A 17,459-nucleotide genomic window follows, 5' to 3' on the forward strand; every position below is an offset into this window, starting at 1 on the left:
AAGACTTTCAACTACAGGTTAAAGGTCCGCCATGAGCGACGCTTTCGTCCACCTTGATTCCTTCATCTACAGCGCCGAGGACGGCGGCTTTTCCGCCGCCGCGCGCCGCCTCGGCCTCACGCCGGCGGGCGTCAGCAAGAACGTCGGCCGGCTGGAGGCGAGCCTCGGCGTGCGCCTGTTCCGGCGCAGCACCCGCAAGCTGAGCCTGACGGAAGAGGGCGAGCAACTGCTGCGCGAGGTGGCCGAGCCGTGGCACCGCATCCAGGACGCGATGGCCGTCGTGCGCCAGGGCGCCAACCACGCGGCCGGACCGTTGAAGGTGGCGATGGCGCCGGCCGTCGGGCGCATGCATTTCGTGCCGATGCTGGCGGAATTCCGCCGCCGCTATCCCGAGGTGCTGCCCGACCTGCATTTCGATAACCGCCAGGTCGACCTGATCGCGGAAGGCTTCGACGTGGCGATCGGCGGCGGCGTCGAGCTGCCGCAGGGCGTCGTCGCGCGCGAGCTGGCGCGCGTGCGCATCGTGCTCGCGGCGTCGCCCGACTACCTGGCGCGGTGCGGCACGCCGCGGCATCCCGACGACCTGCCCGCGCACGACGGCATCGCGCGCCGTTCGATCCGCTCCGGCCGGCTGCAGGCGCTCACCCTGCGCGACGACGCCGGCGGCGTGGCGCCGTACGAATGCCGGCCCGTGGCCGTGCTGGACGATCCGGAAGCGATGGCGCACGCCGCTGCGGCGGGACTCGGCATCGCGCTGCTGCCGGCGCCGCACGCGGGGCCGCTGCTGGCCGATGGACGGCTGGTGCGCATCCTGCCGGACTGGTATGCGGAGACGGGGCCGCTGTTCCTCTACTATTCGAGCCGGCGCCTGCTGCCGGCCAAGACCCGGGTGTTCGTCGACTTCGTCGTCGAGCGGTTCCGCGAACTGGGCCTGGCCGCGCACTTCACCGGCTGACGCCGGCCGCGCGGCCGCGCTACCACTTGCAGCCGCTGCCCGTCACGGCATCTTTCAACAAGGGCAGGACGGCCAGCAGGCCCAGGCCCGCGTAGGCCGTGCGGCAATCGTTGCGGCTGCTGCGCGCGATGCCGCGCGCCAACTGGTCCTCGCGCGCCTCGCGGCCCGGATCGAGCGTGGGCGGCGGCCGTTTCGGCAGCGCGACGAGACCGCGGCCGTCCTCGCGCGCGGCCGCGCGGGCCATGCCGCGGGCGGCGGCCATGTCGAAGGCGGACGCGTCGTCCGGCGGTGCCGGTGCGGCGGCGGCCGCCGTGCCGGCGAGGGCGTCGGACGCGGTACTGGTCGCGGGCACGACGCCGGCCGTTGGCGCGGCAGCGGTCGCGGACACGACGATGGGTGCGGGCGCGGCAGCGGTCACGGGCGCAGCGACGGCTGCGGGCGCCGCACGTGTCGTGGACGCGACGGCGGCGCGCGGCATCGCCGGTTCCATTTTGCGCCGCTGCCGCGGAGCGGCTGGCGTCGGTGTCGCCGGGGCCAGCGCGGGTGCGGACGTGGGCGGGACGGCGCGCGCCGGCACGAGCACGAAGTCGATGCGCGTCGTCGACGGCCCGTCGTCCCGACGCGGCGGCGGCGCGTGCAGCAGCCACGCGGCCAGCAGCGCGTGGACGAGCAGGCTGATGCCCCAGCCGAGCGCGGGGCCGCGCCGGCCCGGACGGACAGTGGTGATGAGCATCCGGCGATTCTAGCAAGCGCATCCGGCGCAAAGCTCACGCACTGTCACGCCACTGACATTTAGCCTTCATACAATGTACGATTGCCAATAACCCGCAACCCGACCGAAAGACCGACCGCATGCGACCCTCCTGGCTGAAGACTTCGCTCACCCTGATCACGTGCGCCACGCTGTGGCTGCCCGGGCCCGCATCCGCCGCGCAGCCCCCCAGACCGGCGACTGTCGCAACGCAGGTGAAACCGCCGAAGCTGGTGGTCGTGATGGTCATCGACGGCCTGCCGTCCGAGCAGGTGCAGCGCTACCGCGACCAGTTCGGCCCCGGCGGCCTGCGCCGCCTGCTGGAGCAGGGCGCGTCGTTCACGGACGCGCACCAGGCCCACGGCATCACGGTGACGGCCGTCGGCCACTCGGCCGTGCTGACGGGCGCCTATCCTTACCGCCACGGCATCATCGGCAACAACTGGATCGCGCCGGATGGCCGGCAGGTCTACTGCACCGAGGACACCCGCTACCACTACATCGACGAAGACACGGACGCGCACGACGGCACGTCGCCCGCGAACCTGCGCGTGGACACCCTCGGCGACCAGCTGCGCTACGCGAGCGGCAACCGCAGCAAGGTCGTGACCGTGTCCGGCAAGGACCGCGGCGCCATCCTGCTCGCCGGCAAGACCGGCACGGCGTACATGTACATGGACAAGACGGGCGATTTCGCCACCAGCACATACTACATGGACCAGTATCCCGCCTGGGCCGCACGCTTCCGCGCCGCGAAGCCGCAGGACCGCTACTACGCCAAGTCGTGGACGCCGCTGCTGGACGACAAGGCCTATGCCGACGACGCGCCGTACCCGGCCGCGACGACCTCCAGTCCGAACCGCTTCCCGTTCACGTTCTACAGCGACAGCGGCAAGCCGGCCGCCGATTATTACGTCCGCCTGAAGAAGAGCCCGGCCGTCGACGCGCTGACGCTGGAATTCGCCGAGGCCGCCGTGGACGGCGAACGGCTGGGCAGCAATCCGACCGGTGCGACGGACCTGCTGGGCGTGAGCCTGTCCGGCCACGATTACGTGAACCATGCCTACGGCCCGGAAAGCCGCATGTCGCACGACCACCTGCAACAGGTCGACCGCCAGATCGCGCGGTTCTTCACGTTCCTCGACAAGCGCGTCGGCATGGACAATGTGCTCGTCGTGCTGACGGCCGACCACGGCTTCGCCAACACGGCCGAGTTCGCCCGCACGCAGCACGCGGACGCGCTGCGCGTGAACCCGAAGGCGCTGCTGGACACGCTGGACGCCCAGCTGGCCGAGCGTTTCGGCGTCGCCAGGCTGGTCAAGACGTCGCTGTTGCCGGAGATCCACCTGGACTATGCCGCCATCGAGCGCCGCGGCCTCGCCCGTGCCGACGTGGAAAACGCCGCCGCCCGCTTCCTGCTCGCGCAGCCGGGCATTGCGGAGGTCTTCACGCGCACGCAGCTGGAGCAGGGCGTCGCCTCGAAGTCGCGCCTGGGCACGCTGATGCAGCGGGCCTGGAACCGCGCGCTGTCCGGCGACCTGCTCGTGGTGACGACGCCGTACACGATCTTCAGCAGCGGCACGTCGGGCGCCAGCCACGGCACGCCCTGGCAGTACGACACGTCGGTGCCGCTGCTGATCATGGGCAAGCGCTGGATCCGTCCGGGCGAGCAGGCCGGGTATGCCGAGGTCGTGGACATCGCGCCGACGCTGGCGCAGATCCTGCACGTGCGCCGTCCGGCGGGCGCGGAAGGGCGCGCGTTGACCGAGGCGCTGCGTTGACGGCGGCGCCGGGCGACGCGGCGGACCCGCTGGCCGCTATACTGCGGTCAACGACACTTCCTCCGGGCCCATCCATGTACGCAGCAGTCGACCTCGGCTCCAATTCCTTCCGCCTCCACATCGGCGAGCCGATCGCGGGCCAGATCCACATCGTGCGCACGGCGCGCGACCCGATCCGCCTCGCGGCCGGCCTCGGTCCGGACAACGCACTGGGCGACGCCGCCGTGGAGACGGCCCTGCGCACCTTGCGCGACTTCAGCGGCATCCTGCGCCAGTTCCGCCTCGATGCGGTGCGCGTCGTCGCGACCAACACGATGCGCGTGGCCAGCAATGCCGCGGACGTGTTGCCGCGCATGGAAGAGGCGATCGGCCATCCCATCGAGATCATTTCCGGCGAGGAAGAAGGGCGCCTGATCTACATGGGGGTCGCGCGCGCGCTGGGCCGGCGCGCCGAGCGGCGGCTCGTGATCGACATCGGCGGCGGCTCCACCGAAGTCATCGCGGCGCATGGCGACGACATCCACATCGTCGAATCGTTCAGCATCGGCACGCATCCGCAGAGCGCGGCGTATTTCCACGGCGGCCACATCAGCGCGGACGCGTTCGAGACGGCCGTCAACGCGGCCCGTGCCCAGTTCGAAGACGCGGCCGACCAGTACCGCAAGCACGGCTGGGACGCCGTCTACGGCTCCTCGGGCACCATGCGCGCGATACACGAAGTGATTTCGCGCAACCGGCTCGGCGACGGTACGATGTCGCTGGCGAGCCTGCTGGCGTTGCGCGACCGGCTGATCGAACTCGGCCACGTCGACGCATTCGACCTGCCGGGCGTGAAACGCGAGCGCGTGATCGTGATGACGGGCGGTCTCTCCATCCTGATCGGCGTGATGCAGGAACTGGGCGTGCCCGCCATGACGGCGATTAACGCCGGCCTGCGCCTCGGGGTGCTGTCCGACCTGGAACTGCGCGCCAACCGCCACGACCGCCGTGACCTGGCCATCCAGGACTGCATGCGCCGCTTCGGCGTCGACATCGAGCGCGCCGCGCGCACGGCCGCCATCGCGAAGAAGCTGTTCGACAAGCTGTCGCCGCAGGACGAGGGCGTCGTCCACCACCTGCTGCGCAGCGCCCTGCTGCACGAGGTGGGGCAATCCGTGTCGCACACGGGCGCGCACAAGCACGCCGCGTACATCGTCGAGCACGCCGACCTGCCGGGCTTCACGGCGCGCGAACAGCGCCTCATGAGCCTGATCGTGCTGGGCCAGAAGGGCAACCTGCGCAAGGTGCGCGAGGTGCTGGGCGTGCCCGACCTGGCCAAGGCCGTGCTGGCGCTGCGCCTGGCGGCCGTGTTCATGCATGCGCGCGTGGACGACGACGTCGACGCCGTCCGCCTGCGCATGAAGGGCCGCATCGACATCGAGACGCCGCGCGGCTGGCTGCGCCAGCATCCGACCGTGGCCGCGTGGTTCGAAAAGGAAGCGTCGGCCTGGGATGACGTCGGGGTGCCGTTCAGCGTGACGACGTAGGCGCCAGCGGAATCCGGACGGCAGCGCCGCCGTACGTCACCGTGGCCGTGGCGTCCGGCGCATCGTCCAGGCCATGTCCCGCATGCGGGCCGACGACGACCAGCTTGAACTTGAGCTCGCGTTGCATGCCGGCATAATGGCCCCGGCGCGCGCCGATGGTCAGGGTGCGGGCCGCATCATTCCAGCGCAGGGGAATCTCGGCGTATTCGCCGTCCTGGTACGCATGGCCTTCACCGGCGTCGTCGTACAGCGTGTACGTGCCGTCTGCGCCCGGATACACACGCACCTCGATCGGCGCGTCGACGGTCTCGTCGGCGAACTGCTTGACCGGGCCCAACGGCAGCACGGTGCCGGCCCGCACGTGGATCGGCATGCGGTCGATCGGCGCATCGACGGTAATCGTCCGTCCGCCCCGGTGGGGCTCGCCGGTCCAGAAGTCGAACCAGGTTCCTCGCGGCAGATAGACCCGGGCCGTCCTGGGCCCGTCGACCGGCGTGGAATTGGCCCCGTAGTACATGGGCGCCACGACCGGGCTGACCAGGATGCCCTGCCCGAACAGCATTTCGCCCTTCAGGTCATGCGTGCGCAGGTCTTGCGGATAGCGGAAGGCGACCGGACGGATCAGCGAACCGCCGTCCAGGTAGGCATGGCCGGCCTCGGAGTACAGGTAGGGCAGCATGCGGTAGCGCAGCCGGATCGCGGCCAGGATCGCGTCGTAGAAAGGCGTGCCCGGCGCGCCGAACTGCCACGGCTCGCGCGGCGTGTCCGTGCCATGGCTGCGGAACATCGGCATGAAGGCGCCGGCTTGCATCCAGCGCGTGTACAGTTCGCGGTAGCCGAGGTCGTCCACGCCTTGCGGGTAGTCGCCTTGACGGAACCATTGCCCGCCGCCTTTCACGAAGAAGCCGCCGATGTCGAAGGTGACGTTCGGCAGGCCCGACGCGCTGAAGCGCTGCATGGTCGCGACCTGCCGGGCCAGCGTGCGCCAGTTGGCCGAGATGTCGCCGCTCCAGATGACGGCGCCGACGGCCTGGCTGCCCGGATAGCCGGAGCGGGTCAGGTCGACGGTGCGCTTGTCCGGCGCGCGGCGGCGCCAGAAGCGCGCCAGCCCCTGGGAGTTGGCCAGCCCATACGCGTTCAACCATTCGGGATCGATCACCCTGGCCAGGCCATCGATGTTCTGCTGGTCGGCGCCGGCGGCGCGCGCCGCACCGTTCCAGTCGGCCACTTCGGGTTCGGTCGAATCGGTCCACCAGGCATCGATGCCATGGCGTCCCAGCACGTCCCACACCTGGTCGAAGTAGAAGTCGGCCGCGTCGGGCCGCAGGAAGTCCACGTAGCCGCTGCCGCTGCTGAAGAAGCCGCGGTCCTGCATGGCCCGGCCCGGCGGATCGAGCGGACTGGGGTTGGGCCAGATCGAAATCATGACCTTGGCGTTCAGCGCGTGCACGGCGGACGTCATGGCCTGGATGTCCGGGTAGCGCTCCGGGTCCGGCACCGGGCTGCCCCAGCGGCCGGGCTGCCAGTAGTTCCAGTCCTGCACGATGAGGTCCAGGGGAATCTTGCGCTCCCGGAACTGGCGCACCGTGTCCACCACTTCCTGCTGCGTCGTGTAGCGCTCCTTCGACTGGATGTAGCCGTAGGCCCAGCGCGGCAGCATCGCGGCGGCGCCGGTCAACTGGCGGAAGCCGGCGATCGCCCCGTCCATCGACGGTCCGAGCACGATGTAGTAATCGAGGTCGTCGACGACGTCGCTGCCGATCGACGTGCCCGTCGGGCCATCGGCGAACGTCATGGCGCTGTAGCTGTCGAACAGCAGTCCGTAGCCGCGGGTGGAGACCAGGAAGGGCACGACCACGCGCAGGTTGTGCTGGTACAGGCGCTTGCTCGTGCCGCGCAGGTTCAGGTCGGCGGTTTCGTCGAGGCCCAGGCCATACAGCCCTTCGTCGTCGCTCAACCTGAAGCGCACCTGCGCGCGCCACGCTTCGCGGTCCTTCGCCTGGCGGTAGGCGCCCACCTGCTGGCGCTCGCCGTCCACGGTCTGCACCGACCGCACGGTGGCCGGATCCGGCACCGACTTGATCACGTCGGTGCGCGTGAAACTGCGCGGCGCCGTCGGGTCTTCGCGCAGGAACACCCGCCCGGCGCGGTCGCGCAGGGTCAGGGCGCCGCTGGCGCGGTCCAGCGTGACCGACAGCGCGGCCGAGCGCAAGGTCAGCGCAGAGGCGTCCCGGGTCACGTCGATGGGCCCCGGCTTCTCCCGCACCGGCACGCGCATCATGCTCGTGCGGTTGGACCACTGCGGATTGGGCGTGGCGCTGACGCGCACGATGCGGTCTGTCACGAACAGCACGCGCAAACGGGTGCCGTCGAGGGTGGCCTCGACGCCGTCGGGACGCGTGCGTATCTGCTCGAGCGACGCGGCGGCCGCGTGACCGGCAAGGGCCAGCAGTGGGAACAAAAGCCGGCAGGCGTACAAGCGAAATCTCATCGTCGCTCCAGGGATCGGGTGGGGAAAGGGGTTTGGCAAAAGTATCGTTTGTTTATTATATATCAAATACAATCGATGTCCGGCTCGACCATTGCCGCCTTCACGCAACAGCGGGAGGGCGTTGTGCACACAGCCGTCAAGCGTTCATGATCCGCGCCTAATTTGCACGCTTGCCCGCCCACCATTGCATTCCACTGGCCGGAGGCGATACTGGAAGTCCGATCATCGGATATTCATGGAGAGGATCATGAACGAGCAAGCAAACATCGGCCTGCTCAAACAGGCGTACGACGCTTACGACAAAGGGGACATCCAGCGCCTCATCGGCCTGCTCGCGCAGGACATCGAGTGGGAGCTGCCCGAAGTGGAGGGCATCCCGTTCACCGGCAAACGCCGCGGCGTGGACCAGGTCGCCGACTTCTTCCGCGTCATGGCCGAATGCCAGGAGCCGCGCGAATTCAGGCCGGACCAGTTCATCGGCCAGGGTGACCAGGTCATCGTGCTCGGGCACGGCACGTTCACCGTCAAGGCCACGGGTGCCGAGTTCAGCAGCGACTGGTGCCACGTCTTCCGTGTCGCCGGCGGCAAGATCGCCAGCTTCAAGGAATACGACGATACCTACAGGGCCGCGCAGGCCTACCGGCCGCAGGGCGCCGGCGCCGGCGCGGCTGCCGGCAAGGGCGCAACGCGTCCGGCCATCCATTGACCTTCATTCTTCAGGCACGCGGCCGCGCCCCCGGGCGTGGCCGTTTCGTTTTGTCATTCTGTTATCATGCGGCACTTCGACTTCGTTCGCATGCCCATGACGGCCGATCCGCTTATCCTGAACAACATCGCCCTCGCGGGCCGGCACGTGCGGCTGGAACCGTTCGACGAGACGCTGCGCGAACCGGTCCGGGCCGCGCTCGATTGCGATCCCGACGCGTGGCGCCTGTTCGCGATCAACGGGCAGGGCGCTGACTTCGACGCCTTCTGGCGCGCCCTCAACGGCCAGGTCGCGCAGGGCGGCTGGATCGCGTATGCCATCCGCCATGCCGCGACGGGCGCCATCGTGGGCACCACCAGCTTCCTGAACATCAAGCCCACGCGCCAGACCGTCGAGATCGGCGGCACCTTCGTGCACCCGGATGCGCGCGCCACGCTCGTCAACGCGGAAGCGAAATACCTGATGCTGGCCCACGCTTTCGCCGCCGGCATGCGCCGCGTCGAGCTGCTGACGGACGCCCGCAACGTGCGCAGCCAGGCCGCCATCGCCAGGCTGGGCGCCGTGCGCGAAGGCGTGCTGCGCCGCGAGCGCGTGACGTGGACCGGACACGTGCGCGACAGCGTGCTGTTCGCCGTGACGGACCTCGACTGGCCCGACGTCCGGGCGCGCCTGGAGCGGCGGCTGGGCGCGGCCGGGCCGGCCTGAATCAGCGCTGCGCGAAAAACGCCGACGGCGAACAGCCGAACGTCTTGCGGAACATGTGCGAAAAGGCCGACTGGCTCGTGTAGCCCAGTTGTTCCGCCACGCGCGCGAGCGGCATGCCGCGCGCGATCAGCGGCGCCGCATGCGCCAGGCGCACCTGCTGGCGCCACTGGCTGAACGGCATCCCCAGCTCTTTTTCGAACAACCGCGCCAGCGTGCGTTCGGACGCGCCGACCTGGCGCGCCCAGTCCGCCAGCGTGTGCGCGGCGCCGGGCTCGTCGAGCAGGCGCTCGCACAGGCTCTGCAGGCGCTTGTCGCGCGGCAGCGGTACGCGGATCGGCAGCGCGGGCGCGCGCGCCAGCTCGTCCAGCATCAGTTCCGACAGCAGGCTCGCGCGCGCCGACGGTGCCAACGGCGGCAGCTGTTCCAGCGCGAGGATCAGCTCGCGCAGCAGGGTCGACACGTCCAGCACGCGGCAATCCTCGCCGGGGAACGGCGTGCGCGCGGCGTGGATGCGCACCGGCCGCAGCCGCACGGGTTCGAGCACCGTGACCTCGTGCACGACGCCGGGCGCGGTCCAGATGGCGCGCGACGGCGGCACGATCCAGCTGCTGCCGGCCGCCGTCAGGCGGATCACGCCCTCGCGCGCATACGTGAGCTGGCCGAACGGATGCGTATGGGGCGCCACGTTGTCGGCGGCTTCCAGGTCGCGCGCCGTCAAGGTGACGGGGCGCTCGGGCGTCGGATCGAAGCAGTCCGGCAAGGGCTGCGTATGGTGCACGACGGGGATGCTCATGGATGTCCGGTTCTCGACAAATTTTGTCCTGCTATCGTAATTCAGACGTGGTCGGTTTGCCTACACTGGTCTTTTCTTCTGGAGTCAATATGTCCCAAGACAGCACCCTGCGCAGCGACGCGCGCGTGATCGGCCTGGTCGGCCTGGCCCACGGCACGTCGCACTTTTATCACCTGATCCTGGCCGCGCTGTTTCCCTGGCTGAAGCCCGCGTTCGGCCTCAGCTATGCGGAGCTGGGGCTGCTGCTGACGGCGTTCTTCGTCGTGTCCGGCGTCGGCCAGGCGCTGGCCGGCTTCGTCGTCGACCGCGTGGGCGCGCGCCGCGTGCTGTTCTTCGGCATGGCGATGCTGGGCGTGTCGGCGCTCGTGCTGTCGGCGGCCGGCAGCTACGCGGCGCTGATGGCCGGCGCGCTGCTGGCCGGCGTCGGCAACAGCATCTTCCACCCGGCCGACTACACGCTGCTGAACCAGCGCGTCTCGCGCGCCCGCCTGGCGCACGGCTTTTCCGTGCACGGCATCAGCGGCAATATCGGCTGGGCCGCGGCGCCGCTGTTCATGACGACGGTCGCCGCGCTGTCCAGCTGGCGCATGGCGCTCGCGTACGCCGCGATCCTGCCGTTCTGCGTGCTAGGCATCCTGTTCCTGAACCGCGCGCACCTGCGTCCGGAACCGAAGCCGGCCGCGGCGTCCATCGACGCCGCCGGGGAGGGCGCCGGCACGTTGTCCTTCCTGCGCCTGCGCGCCGTGTGGATGTGCTTCGCGTTCTTCTTCCTGACGGCGGTGTCGCTGGGCGGCATCCAGGCGTTCGCGTCGATCGGCCTGATGCAGTTGTACGGCATCTCGCGCGCGCTGGCGACCGGCGCGTACACCGCATACATGCTGGCGTCCGCCGTCGGCATGCTGCTGGGCGGCTTCGTGGGCGTGCGTGCGACCGGCGCGGGCCGCCAGGACCACGACCGCACGGTCGCCATCGCCTTCGCCGTGGCCGCCGCGCTGGCGCTGCTGCTGGGCGCGGCCGTCGTGCCGGACTGGCTGGCGCTGCCGCTGATGGCGCTCATCGGCTTCTTCTCGGGCGTGGCGGGACCGTCGCGCGACCTGATGATCCGCGCGGCCGCGCCGAAGAACGCCACCGGGCGCGTGTACGGCGTCGTCTATTCGGGTCTCGACAGCGGCCTGTCCGTCGGACCGGCCATGTTCGGGCTCGTGATGGACGCGGGGCATCCCGGCTGGGTGTTCGCCGGGATCGCGCTGTTCCAGGCACTGGCGATCGCGACGGCGGTGGGCGTCGGCGGCGGGACGCGCGGGGCGCGCCTGCAGAACGCCTGACTGGTGTTCGGCATCCGCGCGGTCGTCGCGCGCAGGCGCGCGACCCCGTCAGTGTTGGAGCTCGGTATCGTCATACAACTGCCGGACGAATTCCAGAAACTCGTCCCCCATGATTTCAGAGTGTCCGGGGATCAGGCTGGCATCGGTTCGTATATTCCATACCAGCGAATTAGGGTCGCGATTTTGCCTGGGGTCCGATTGCTTCAGCTGGACGAGTCGCACGCCGCCGCAAAAATCCCGGACCCACGGCCTCAGCAAACCGTTGTCCTGCGTGTATTGGTTGAAAAACCGCGCGGAATTTTCGACTTCGATTGCCTTGTTCTTCAGGATTTGGTCCTTGTCGCTGGAACTCAACGGCCCCGGTTTTTGCCAGCCCGGGCACGGTTCGGAAGCGATCCTGATTAATTCATGGGTTTGATACAGCTCGATATGGCCATGCGTGTGTGTCATGGCTTCATTCTGTTCTTCGGAAGTGACCGGGCGTTCAAAGATGCTGTTGAGAAAACGACCGGCCGGGAACGCATCTTTCGTTGCGAGATCGGCGGTCGACGTGATCGTGACGAGTATCGGCGGTTGCGCGACCCGGTTCTTGTAATTGATCGCGGCCTGATGGACGGGCTGATATCGTACCGCTTCGAACGCTGGGTTGATGAGGACGATCATTTCTGCCGGACGCCGGTTGGCGATGCCTTTCGCTGCATGTTCCCGCCCGGTGGTATCGTCCTTTCCGTGCTGATCCAGTTGCGCGTCCAGGTCCCGTTCCGCGTTCAGCGTCGCCATGATCTGCCCGGACATTGCTGAATACAGGATCCAGGCGCCGAAGCTGTGCCCGATCATCAATGTCCGCACCCTGCAGCCGCCGGTCGTCAACCTCCCTTCCCGGGGTGTCGCGCAGTCGGGGCTGGCGGTACGGCTATTGTAATATTGCTGAACGGTCCGCAGGCGGGCAAAGAGTTCCTGTACCGTTCCGTGGGAAACCCGCAGGGCGGCCGCTTTCCGCGACCAAAAACTGAGATTGATCAGCGGTCCTGGCAGGTTCCACGATTTTCCGCGCCAACCGACATAGATGCCGACCACTTTTCTCGGATTGTCCTTGCCGCCTCTCTCCAGCGTTCGTGCCGAGGCCAGCACTTGCCTGAAACGTTCCACGTCGCTATCGTCGCTGCGGGCGTCATGTTTCCACCCGTGGACGTACACAATGATGTTCAGGTAGCTGCTATTTTCATCCAGTAATTTGTCCAGGCGATTCATCAAATGATCGATCTGGTTTTGTGATGTATTTCCCGCAGTCGGCGATTCGTTGTCGAGCGTTGGCATCCAGCCCTGATCGTCGAATTCCACGAAATGAAGTTCATAACCTTGCCCCGTCTCGGGCGTGACATTCGAGCACCTTTCAAGCGTTCCGGCAGAATGGAGCGGGCATTCGACGTCGCCAACATCTACCAGCCGCGTTCGATATGGACGATCCGATGCGCAGCCGAACAAAAATACGCTTGCGATAACGCACAGCAGCCATGTCTCGATATGCGATTTCATTTTCACTCCATGCTTCGTGAGAGAAATTTCCGAAACGGCGAGCGCATAAGCGCGATGCATAAACGGCTCCTCATTTTATTGAAGAGTAACTATTGCGCAGTCTAAATAATTTTATGTACCGAGATTTTTAAATTCGTTCAGCGTCAGTCTATTGCCTAATCAATCCGCCGATCGCAGAATATTTTTTTGTGTGCGATAAAAGATACAAGGACTATCGAAAAATTCCGATAGAAAATTTTTTATAATGGTCTCAGTTCGAAAAACAATTGGCGTCGACATACGATTATCGCGATAACGCCGCCATTCCACCGCCGCCGGCAAAGGCGGCGACATACTGGCCGTTCTCCTTGGGCAAGGCACCGATCGGGGATGCGGACCATGAGCGGCCGATACCCGCTCGGTTCGAAATCCTGCAACTAACCGACATGCCGGCGCGGCGATATGCCGCCTCATGCGCAGGCATTGAATTTACATTAGCGCTAATGTATTATGCGGACATGGACACCAGATCGAATCCCGGCCTCGGGGAACTGCTCCGCTACGTGGGCGAGCTCGTGGAACACGGGGCCGAGGAGCATTACCGCGCGCTGAGCCCCGGCTACCGCGCCCGCTACACGCCCGTGCTGCGCGCCCTGCACGCCGGCGCGCGCACCGTCACCGACATCACGGCGCGCACGCATCTGACGCAGGGTGCGATCAGCCAGACCGTGGCGCTGCTGGAGGACGACGGCCTGATCGCGCGCCACGCCGTCGACGATGCGCGCAAGAGCGGCATCCGCCTCACCGCGGCCGGGCGCGCGCTGGTCGCCCGGCTCGAACGCCACTGGACCGCGACGTTCGCCGCGATCGCCGCCCTCGAGGATGAAATCGGCCATCCGTTGCGGCGCGCGCTCGAAGCCGCGGCCGCGGCGCTGGAGCGCGAAGGATTCGCGGCCCGCGTCACGGCCGCCAAGACCCGACTGAAAAAGGAGCATGTGCATGCCGACTGACCATTCGCAGTCACGCAACTGGTTCGATGAGGGCGGCCGCGCGTACGCCCGGTTCCGTCCCGAGTATCCGCCGCGGCTCGCGGACTTCCTCGCCTCGAAGGCGCCCGAGCGCCGGCTCGCCGTCGACGTCGGCTGCGGCAACGGCCAGCTGACCCGGTTGCTGGCGGCGCATTTCGACAAGGTGGTCGGCCTCGACCCGAGCGCCGACCAGATCGCGAACGCCACGCCGGACGCGCGCATCGAGTATCGCTGCGCGCCGGCCGAACGGCTGCCGCTGCCGGATGCGAGCGTGAGCCTGATCACGGCGGCCCAGGCGGCGCACTGGTTCGACCTGCCGGCGTTCTATCGCGAGGTGCGCCGGGTCGGCACGCCGGGCGCGGTCGTTGCGCTCATCAGCTACGGCGTGCTGACGCTCGAGGCGCGCTTCGACGCGCGCTTCCAGACGTTCTACCGCGACGAGATCGGCCCGTACTGGCCGCCGGAGCGCAAGCTGGTCGACACGGGGTATGCGACCATCGATTTTCCGTTCGCGGAGAGCGCCGCGCCGGCGCTCGACATCCGCCTCGACTGGCACCTGAACGAATTCATCGGTTATCTGCTGACCTGGTCCGCCGTGCGCAGCGCGCGCGAGGCCGGCAAGGAAGGGTTGCTGATCGACTTCGCCAACGACATCGCGGATGCGTGGGGCGACCCGAACATCAGGCGCACCGTTCGCTGGCCCATCAATATGCGCATCGGGACGCTGTAAGGGGCGCCGGGCGTCAGCGCAGCTTGCCCACGATGTCCGGGCCGACCGCCAGGCGCACGAACGGCGCCGGGTCGTCGTCGCCCTTGCTGGCGATCCAGAACACGCTGGCCTTGCGGATCTTCCAGTCCTGCGCCGTCCCGGAAAAGATCAGCGACGCCACGTGGCCGAGCACCGGCTGGTGCCCGACGACGACGACGGTATGGCGGTTGGCCGGCCAGCCGGCCGCTTCCAGGATGCGTTCCGCCGTCGAATCCGTATTCAGCGCTTCCGCGGTCGTGAATTTGCGGCCCAGCGCCTGCGCCGTCTGCACGCAGCGCGCGGCCGGGCTGGAGAGGATGCGGCAGTGCGAGGGCAGCTGGCGGTCGAGCCACGCGCCCATGCGCGAGGCGTGGCGCGCGCCCTTTGCCGTCAGCTCGCGCAACTGGTCGCCGGCGCGGTCCGCCGCGTGCGGCTCAGCCTCGGCGTGGCGCCACAGGATCAGTTCCATGGTCGTTCTCCTTGTTGTGCGCGTGGGCGCTGCTCTGTGCGCCCAGCGTGTCCATCAGGAACTGCTGGGCGCCGAAGGCCGACTGGCTCCCGCGCGCCTTGCGGCGCCGCGAGCGGCCGTCGCTGCCCAGTTCCCAGGCGTTGACGTTGTCCTTCAAATAGACCTGCAGGCCCTCGCGCAACACGCGTTTTTTCAGCGCGGGCGAGCGGATGGGGAACGCGACTTCGACGCGGCGGAACAGGTTGCGGTTCATCCAGTCGGCGCTGCCGAGGTAGACGTCGTTCTTGAGATTGTTGCGGAAGTAGTAGATGCGCGTGTGCTCGAGGAAGCGGCCGACGATGGACCGCACGCGGATGTTGTCCGACAGCCCCGGCACGCCGGGCCGCAGCGAGCACGCGCCGCGCACGATCAGGTCGATGCGCACGCCGTCGCCGGACGCTTCGTACAGCGCGCGGATCACGGATTCGTCGGTCAGTGAATTCATCTTGGCGATGATGCGCGCCGGCTTGCCTTCGCGCGCGATCGCGGCTTCCTGGCGGATCGCCTTCACGATCTCCTTCTGCAGCGTGAACGGCGCCAGCCACATGGCCGCCAGCTGCGTCGGCCGCGTCAGGCTCGTGAGGTGGATGAACACTTCGTTGACGTCGGCCGTGATCTCCTCGTCCGCCGTGAGCAGGCCGAAGTCCGTGTAGAAGCGGGCAGTCGTCGGGTTGTAGTTGCCGGTGCCGAGGTGGGCGTAGCGGCGCAGGCCGTCCGGCTCGCGGCGCAGCACGAGCGCCATCTTCGCGTGCGTCTTGAGGCCCACGACGCCGTACACGACCTGGGCGCCGGCTTCCTCCAGCCGCTCGGCCCAGTTGATGTTCGCCTCTTCGTCGAAGCGCGCCATCAGTTCGACGATGACGGTGACTTCCTTGCCGCGCAGGGCCGCGTTGATCAGGGAATCCATCAGCTCCGAATTCGAACCCGCGCGGTAGATCGTCTGCTTGATCGCGACGACGTTCGGATCGGTCGCGGCGCAGCGCACGAAGTCGATCACGGGCTGGAACGACTGGTACGGATGGTGCAGCAGCACGTCCTGCTTGCGCAGCACGGCGAACGTGTCGTGCGCGTTCACGAGCTTGGCCGGGAAGCCCGGCAGATAGGGCGCGAATTTCAGGTCCGGACGCGCATTGCTGTTGACGATCTCCAGCAGGCGTCCCATGTTGACGGGCCCGTCGACGGTGAACAGGCGCGAGCGGTCGATCGAGAACTGGTCGAGCAGGAAGTCGGCGAGGTGCTTGGGACAGCCGCGCGCCACTTCCAGCCGCACGGCGAAGCCGTAGTTGCGGCTATGGAGTTCGCTCTGCAGCGCCTGGCGCAGGTTCTTGACCTCTTCCTCGTCCACCCACAGGTCGCTGTTGCGGGTGACGCGGAACTGCGAGTACGACACGACCTCGCGCCCCGTGAACAGGTCCGCCATATGCGCCTGGATGACGGACGTCAGCAGGCAGTACGACGCCCCCGGCTTGTCCGACAGCTCGTCCGGCAGGCGGATGAGCCGCGGCAGCACGCGCGGGGCCTTCATGATCGCGATGCCCGAGCCGCGCCCGAACGCATCCTTCCCGGCCAGCTCGATGATGAAATTCAGGCTCTTGTTGATTACGCGCGGGAACGGATGCGCCGGATCGAGGCCGACCGGCGTGAGCAGGGGCCGCACCTCCTTGTCGAAGTACTGCTTGACCCAGGCCTTCTGCGCCGCGTTGCGGTCCGAGCGGCGCAGCAGGTGGATGCCGTTGGCGGACAGCTGCGGCAAAATCTGGGCGTTGAGCAGCGCATACTGGCGCCCGATGATCTGGCGGCATTCCTCGCTGGCGCCTTCCAGGTCGGCCTGCCCGGGATCGGGCCCGCCATGGGCCTGGTGCTGCGCCAGCAGGCTCGCGACGCGCACCTCGAAGAATTCGTCGAGGTTGCTCGAGACGATGGTGAGGAAGCGCAGGCGTTCGAGCAGGGGGACGGACGCATCCTCGGCCTGTTCGAGCACGCGGCGGTTGAACTCGAGCAGGGACAGTTCCCGGTTGAGGAACAGCTGCGGGCTATCGGCCGGAAGCGCGGCAAGGGCCTCGTCCGTCTTCAACTTCATATCCATTTTTCGGAAAAATTTCACTCGTGGCAACAGAGTGTAGAAGCCGATTATGACGAGATTGTGACAGAGAACGGGTTTTCGGGGCGCGCAATGTTACCGAAATGCATTTTGGATAAAGTCCTGTCATAAACCGCTCGGACTGGCGGGCGGCGCAGGCCGGCCGTTCATTGCCACGACCGCGAATCGCCACTCGGCGGTTCGCAAGCCAGCGCTCGCGCGAGGCCGCTGCCGTTTCCTGTTGTTTCTCAATGGTAATCACAACCGTTCTGTCACGATAACGAGCTGTTTGCTGCTTCCCTGCCACTTTCCCATGCAAGCCAGACGACGACGTTTCAGGAGCTGCCCCCGTCGACGGGCACGAAACGATCGGGTTTGCATTGCGGCGGAGTGCGCTGGCTCTGTTTTATTCCGTTGTTTGCGGTCTTCTCTTGACGATTGTATAGAGATAAGGCAACCCTTCCAATGGCTAATCAAGCGCTGCTCGGTCAACAAGACCGCCTTCTGAAATTAGATACGCCGTTAGGCGACAATGTTCTTCTGCCTC

General features: G+C 67.4%; 14 protein-coding genes. 8 read left to right on the forward strand and 6 right to left on the reverse strand.

The window, feature by feature from the left end; translation table 11 throughout:
- Window positions 1–31 precede the first annotated feature (31 nt).
- Complete coding sequence (locus ACEN9Q_RS08250) at window positions 32–955, forward strand: LysR family transcriptional regulator (protein ID WP_056445314.1); 924 nt, start codon at window positions 32–34, stop codon at window positions 953–955.
- Window positions 956–974: 19 nt separating this feature from the next.
- Here the strand turns inward: ACEN9Q_RS08250 and ACEN9Q_RS08255 are convergent, their stop codons facing one another.
- Window positions 975–1,688 carry a hypothetical protein gene (locus ACEN9Q_RS08255; RefSeq protein ID WP_495628004.1) on the reverse strand — a complete coding sequence of 238 codons (714 nt, stop codon included), beginning with the start codon at window positions 1,686–1,688 and terminating at the stop codon, window positions 975–977.
- Between the two features lie 119 nt (window positions 1,689–1,807).
- Here ACEN9Q_RS08255 and ACEN9Q_RS08260 point away from each other — a divergent pair, with 119 nt between their 5' ends.
- Together ACEN9Q_RS08260 and ACEN9Q_RS08265 are read left to right on the forward strand one after the other, a co-directional pair.
- Window positions 1,808–3,487 (forward strand): alkaline phosphatase family protein, encoded by a 1,680-nt coding sequence (locus ACEN9Q_RS08260; protein ID WP_495628005.1) that lies wholly within the window; start codon window positions 1,808–1,810, stop codon window positions 3,485–3,487.
- A 74-nt stretch (window positions 3,488–3,561) separates the two neighbouring features.
- Window positions 3,562–5,013: a Ppx/GppA phosphatase family protein gene (locus ACEN9Q_RS08265; RefSeq protein WP_495628006.1), complete on the forward strand. Its 1,452-nt coding sequence runs from the start codon at window positions 3,562–3,564 to the stop codon at window positions 5,011–5,013.
- On the opposite strand, the gene ACEN9Q_RS08270 is transcribed toward ACEN9Q_RS08265, so the two are convergent.
- Entirely contained in the window at window positions 4,997–7,504 is a 2,508-nt protein-coding gene (locus tag ACEN9Q_RS08270; RefSeq protein WP_495628007.1) for a glycoside hydrolase family 31 protein, read from the reverse strand. The two genes, ACEN9Q_RS08265 and ACEN9Q_RS08270, sit on opposite strands and share 17 nt — an antisense overlap.
- A gap of 247 nt (window positions 7,505–7,751) precedes the next feature.
- On the opposite strand from ACEN9Q_RS08270, the gene ACEN9Q_RS08275 reads away from it, so the two are divergent.
- Together ACEN9Q_RS08275 and ACEN9Q_RS08280 are read left to right on the forward strand one after the other, a co-directional pair.
- Entirely contained in the window at window positions 7,752–8,210 is a 459-nt protein-coding gene (locus ACEN9Q_RS08275) for a nuclear transport factor 2 family protein (protein WP_495628008.1), read from the forward strand.
- A 96-nt stretch (window positions 8,211–8,306) separates the two neighbouring features.
- Window positions 8,307–8,915 (forward strand): GNAT family N-acetyltransferase, encoded by a 609-nt coding sequence (locus ACEN9Q_RS08280; RefSeq protein ID WP_495628009.1) that lies wholly within the window; start codon window positions 8,307–8,309, stop codon window positions 8,913–8,915.
- A 1-nt stretch (window position 8,916) separates the two neighbouring features.
- Here the strand turns inward: ACEN9Q_RS08280 and ACEN9Q_RS08285 are convergent, their stop codons facing one another.
- Entirely contained in the window at window positions 8,917–9,708 is a 792-nt protein-coding gene (locus ACEN9Q_RS08285; RefSeq protein WP_056445334.1) for an AraC family transcriptional regulator, read from the reverse strand.
- A gap of 89 nt (window positions 9,709–9,797) precedes the next feature.
- Between ACEN9Q_RS08285 and ACEN9Q_RS08290 the strand changes: the two genes are divergently transcribed.
- A complete protein-coding gene (locus tag ACEN9Q_RS08290; RefSeq protein ID WP_495628010.1) occupies window positions 9,798–11,033 on the forward strand; it encodes an MFS transporter in 1,236 nt (411 codons plus the stop codon).
- Between the two features lie 48 nt (window positions 11,034–11,081).
- Here the strand turns inward: ACEN9Q_RS08290 and ACEN9Q_RS08295 are convergent, their stop codons facing one another.
- A complete protein-coding gene (locus ACEN9Q_RS08295; protein ID WP_495628011.1) occupies window positions 11,082–12,629 on the reverse strand; it encodes a hypothetical protein in 1,548 nt (515 codons plus the stop codon).
- A 437-nt stretch (window positions 12,630–13,066) separates the two neighbouring features.
- On the opposite strand from ACEN9Q_RS08295, the gene ACEN9Q_RS08300 reads away from it, so the two are divergent.
- A complete protein-coding gene (locus tag ACEN9Q_RS08300) occupies window positions 13,067–13,558 on the forward strand; it encodes a MarR family winged helix-turn-helix transcriptional regulator (RefSeq protein ID WP_495628012.1) in 492 nt (163 codons plus the stop codon).
- Window positions 13,548–14,306 (forward strand): class I SAM-dependent methyltransferase, encoded by a 759-nt coding sequence (locus tag ACEN9Q_RS08305; RefSeq protein WP_495628013.1) that lies wholly within the window; start codon window positions 13,548–13,550, stop codon window positions 14,304–14,306. The genes ACEN9Q_RS08300 and ACEN9Q_RS08305 overlap by 11 nt, the downstream gene beginning before the upstream one ends.
- A gap of 13 nt (window positions 14,307–14,319) precedes the next feature.
- On the opposite strand, the gene ACEN9Q_RS08310 is transcribed toward ACEN9Q_RS08305, so the two are convergent.
- Both ACEN9Q_RS08310 and ppk1 read right to left on the reverse strand, forming a co-directional pair.
- Window positions 14,320–14,793, reverse strand: a complete 474-nt coding sequence (locus ACEN9Q_RS08310) for a SixA phosphatase family protein (RefSeq protein WP_056445353.1) — start codon at window positions 14,791–14,793, stop codon at window positions 14,320–14,322.
- Window positions 14,759–16,918, reverse strand: coding sequence for a polyphosphate kinase 1 (ppk1, locus tag ACEN9Q_RS08315; protein ID WP_495628014.1), 2,160 nt, complete (start codon window positions 16,916–16,918; stop codon window positions 14,759–14,761). Before ppk1 ends, ACEN9Q_RS08310 begins: the two co-directional genes overlap by 35 nt.
- Between the last annotated feature and the right edge of the window lie 541 nt (window positions 16,919–17,459).

Source organism: Massilia sp. Masssp93, from assembly GCF_059491295.1.

What these genes read in the sequence shown, in the direction of transcription:
- ACEN9Q_RS08250 (WP_056445314.1), top strand. Translation starts at nt 32, where the DNA reads ATGAGCGACGCTTTCGTCCACCTTGATTCCTTCATCTACAGCGCCGAG.
- ACEN9Q_RS08255 (WP_495628004.1), bottom strand. Translation starts at nt 1,688, where the DNA reads ATGCTCATCACCACTGTCCGTCCGGGCCGGCGCGGCCCCGCGCTCGGC.
- ACEN9Q_RS08260 (WP_495628005.1), top strand. Translation starts at nt 1,808, where the DNA reads ATGCGACCCTCCTGGCTGAAGACTTCGCTCACCCTGATCACGTGCGCC.
- ACEN9Q_RS08265 (WP_495628006.1), top strand. Translation starts at nt 3,562, where the DNA reads ATGTACGCAGCAGTCGACCTCGGCTCCAATTCCTTCCGCCTCCACATC.
- ACEN9Q_RS08270 (WP_495628007.1), bottom strand. Translation starts at nt 7,504, where the DNA reads ATGAGATTTCGCTTGTACGCCTGCCGGCTTTTGTTCCCACTGCTGGCC.
- ACEN9Q_RS08275 (WP_495628008.1), top strand. Translation starts at nt 7,752, where the DNA reads ATGAACGAGCAAGCAAACATCGGCCTGCTCAAACAGGCGTACGACGCT.
- ACEN9Q_RS08280 (WP_495628009.1), top strand. Translation starts at nt 8,307, where the DNA reads ATGACGGCCGATCCGCTTATCCTGAACAACATCGCCCTCGCGGGCCGG.
- ACEN9Q_RS08285 (WP_056445334.1), bottom strand. Translation starts at nt 9,708, where the DNA reads ATGAGCATCCCCGTCGTGCACCATACGCAGCCCTTGCCGGACTGCTTC.
- ACEN9Q_RS08290 (WP_495628010.1), top strand. Translation starts at nt 9,798, where the DNA reads ATGTCCCAAGACAGCACCCTGCGCAGCGACGCGCGCGTGATCGGCCTG.
- ACEN9Q_RS08295 (WP_495628011.1), bottom strand. Translation starts at nt 12,629, where the DNA reads ATGCATCGCGCTTATGCGCTCGCCGTTTCGGAAATTTCTCTCACGAAG.
- ACEN9Q_RS08300 (WP_495628012.1), top strand. Translation starts at nt 13,067, where the DNA reads ATGGACACCAGATCGAATCCCGGCCTCGGGGAACTGCTCCGCTACGTG.
- ACEN9Q_RS08305 (WP_495628013.1), top strand. Translation starts at nt 13,548, where the DNA reads ATGCCGACTGACCATTCGCAGTCACGCAACTGGTTCGATGAGGGCGGC.
- ACEN9Q_RS08310 (WP_056445353.1), bottom strand. Translation starts at nt 14,793, where the DNA reads ATGGAACTGATCCTGTGGCGCCACGCCGAGGCTGAGCCGCACGCGGCG.
- ppk1 (WP_495628014.1), bottom strand. Translation starts at nt 16,918, where the DNA reads ATGGATATGAAGTTGAAGACGGACGAGGCCCTTGCCGCGCTTCCGGCC.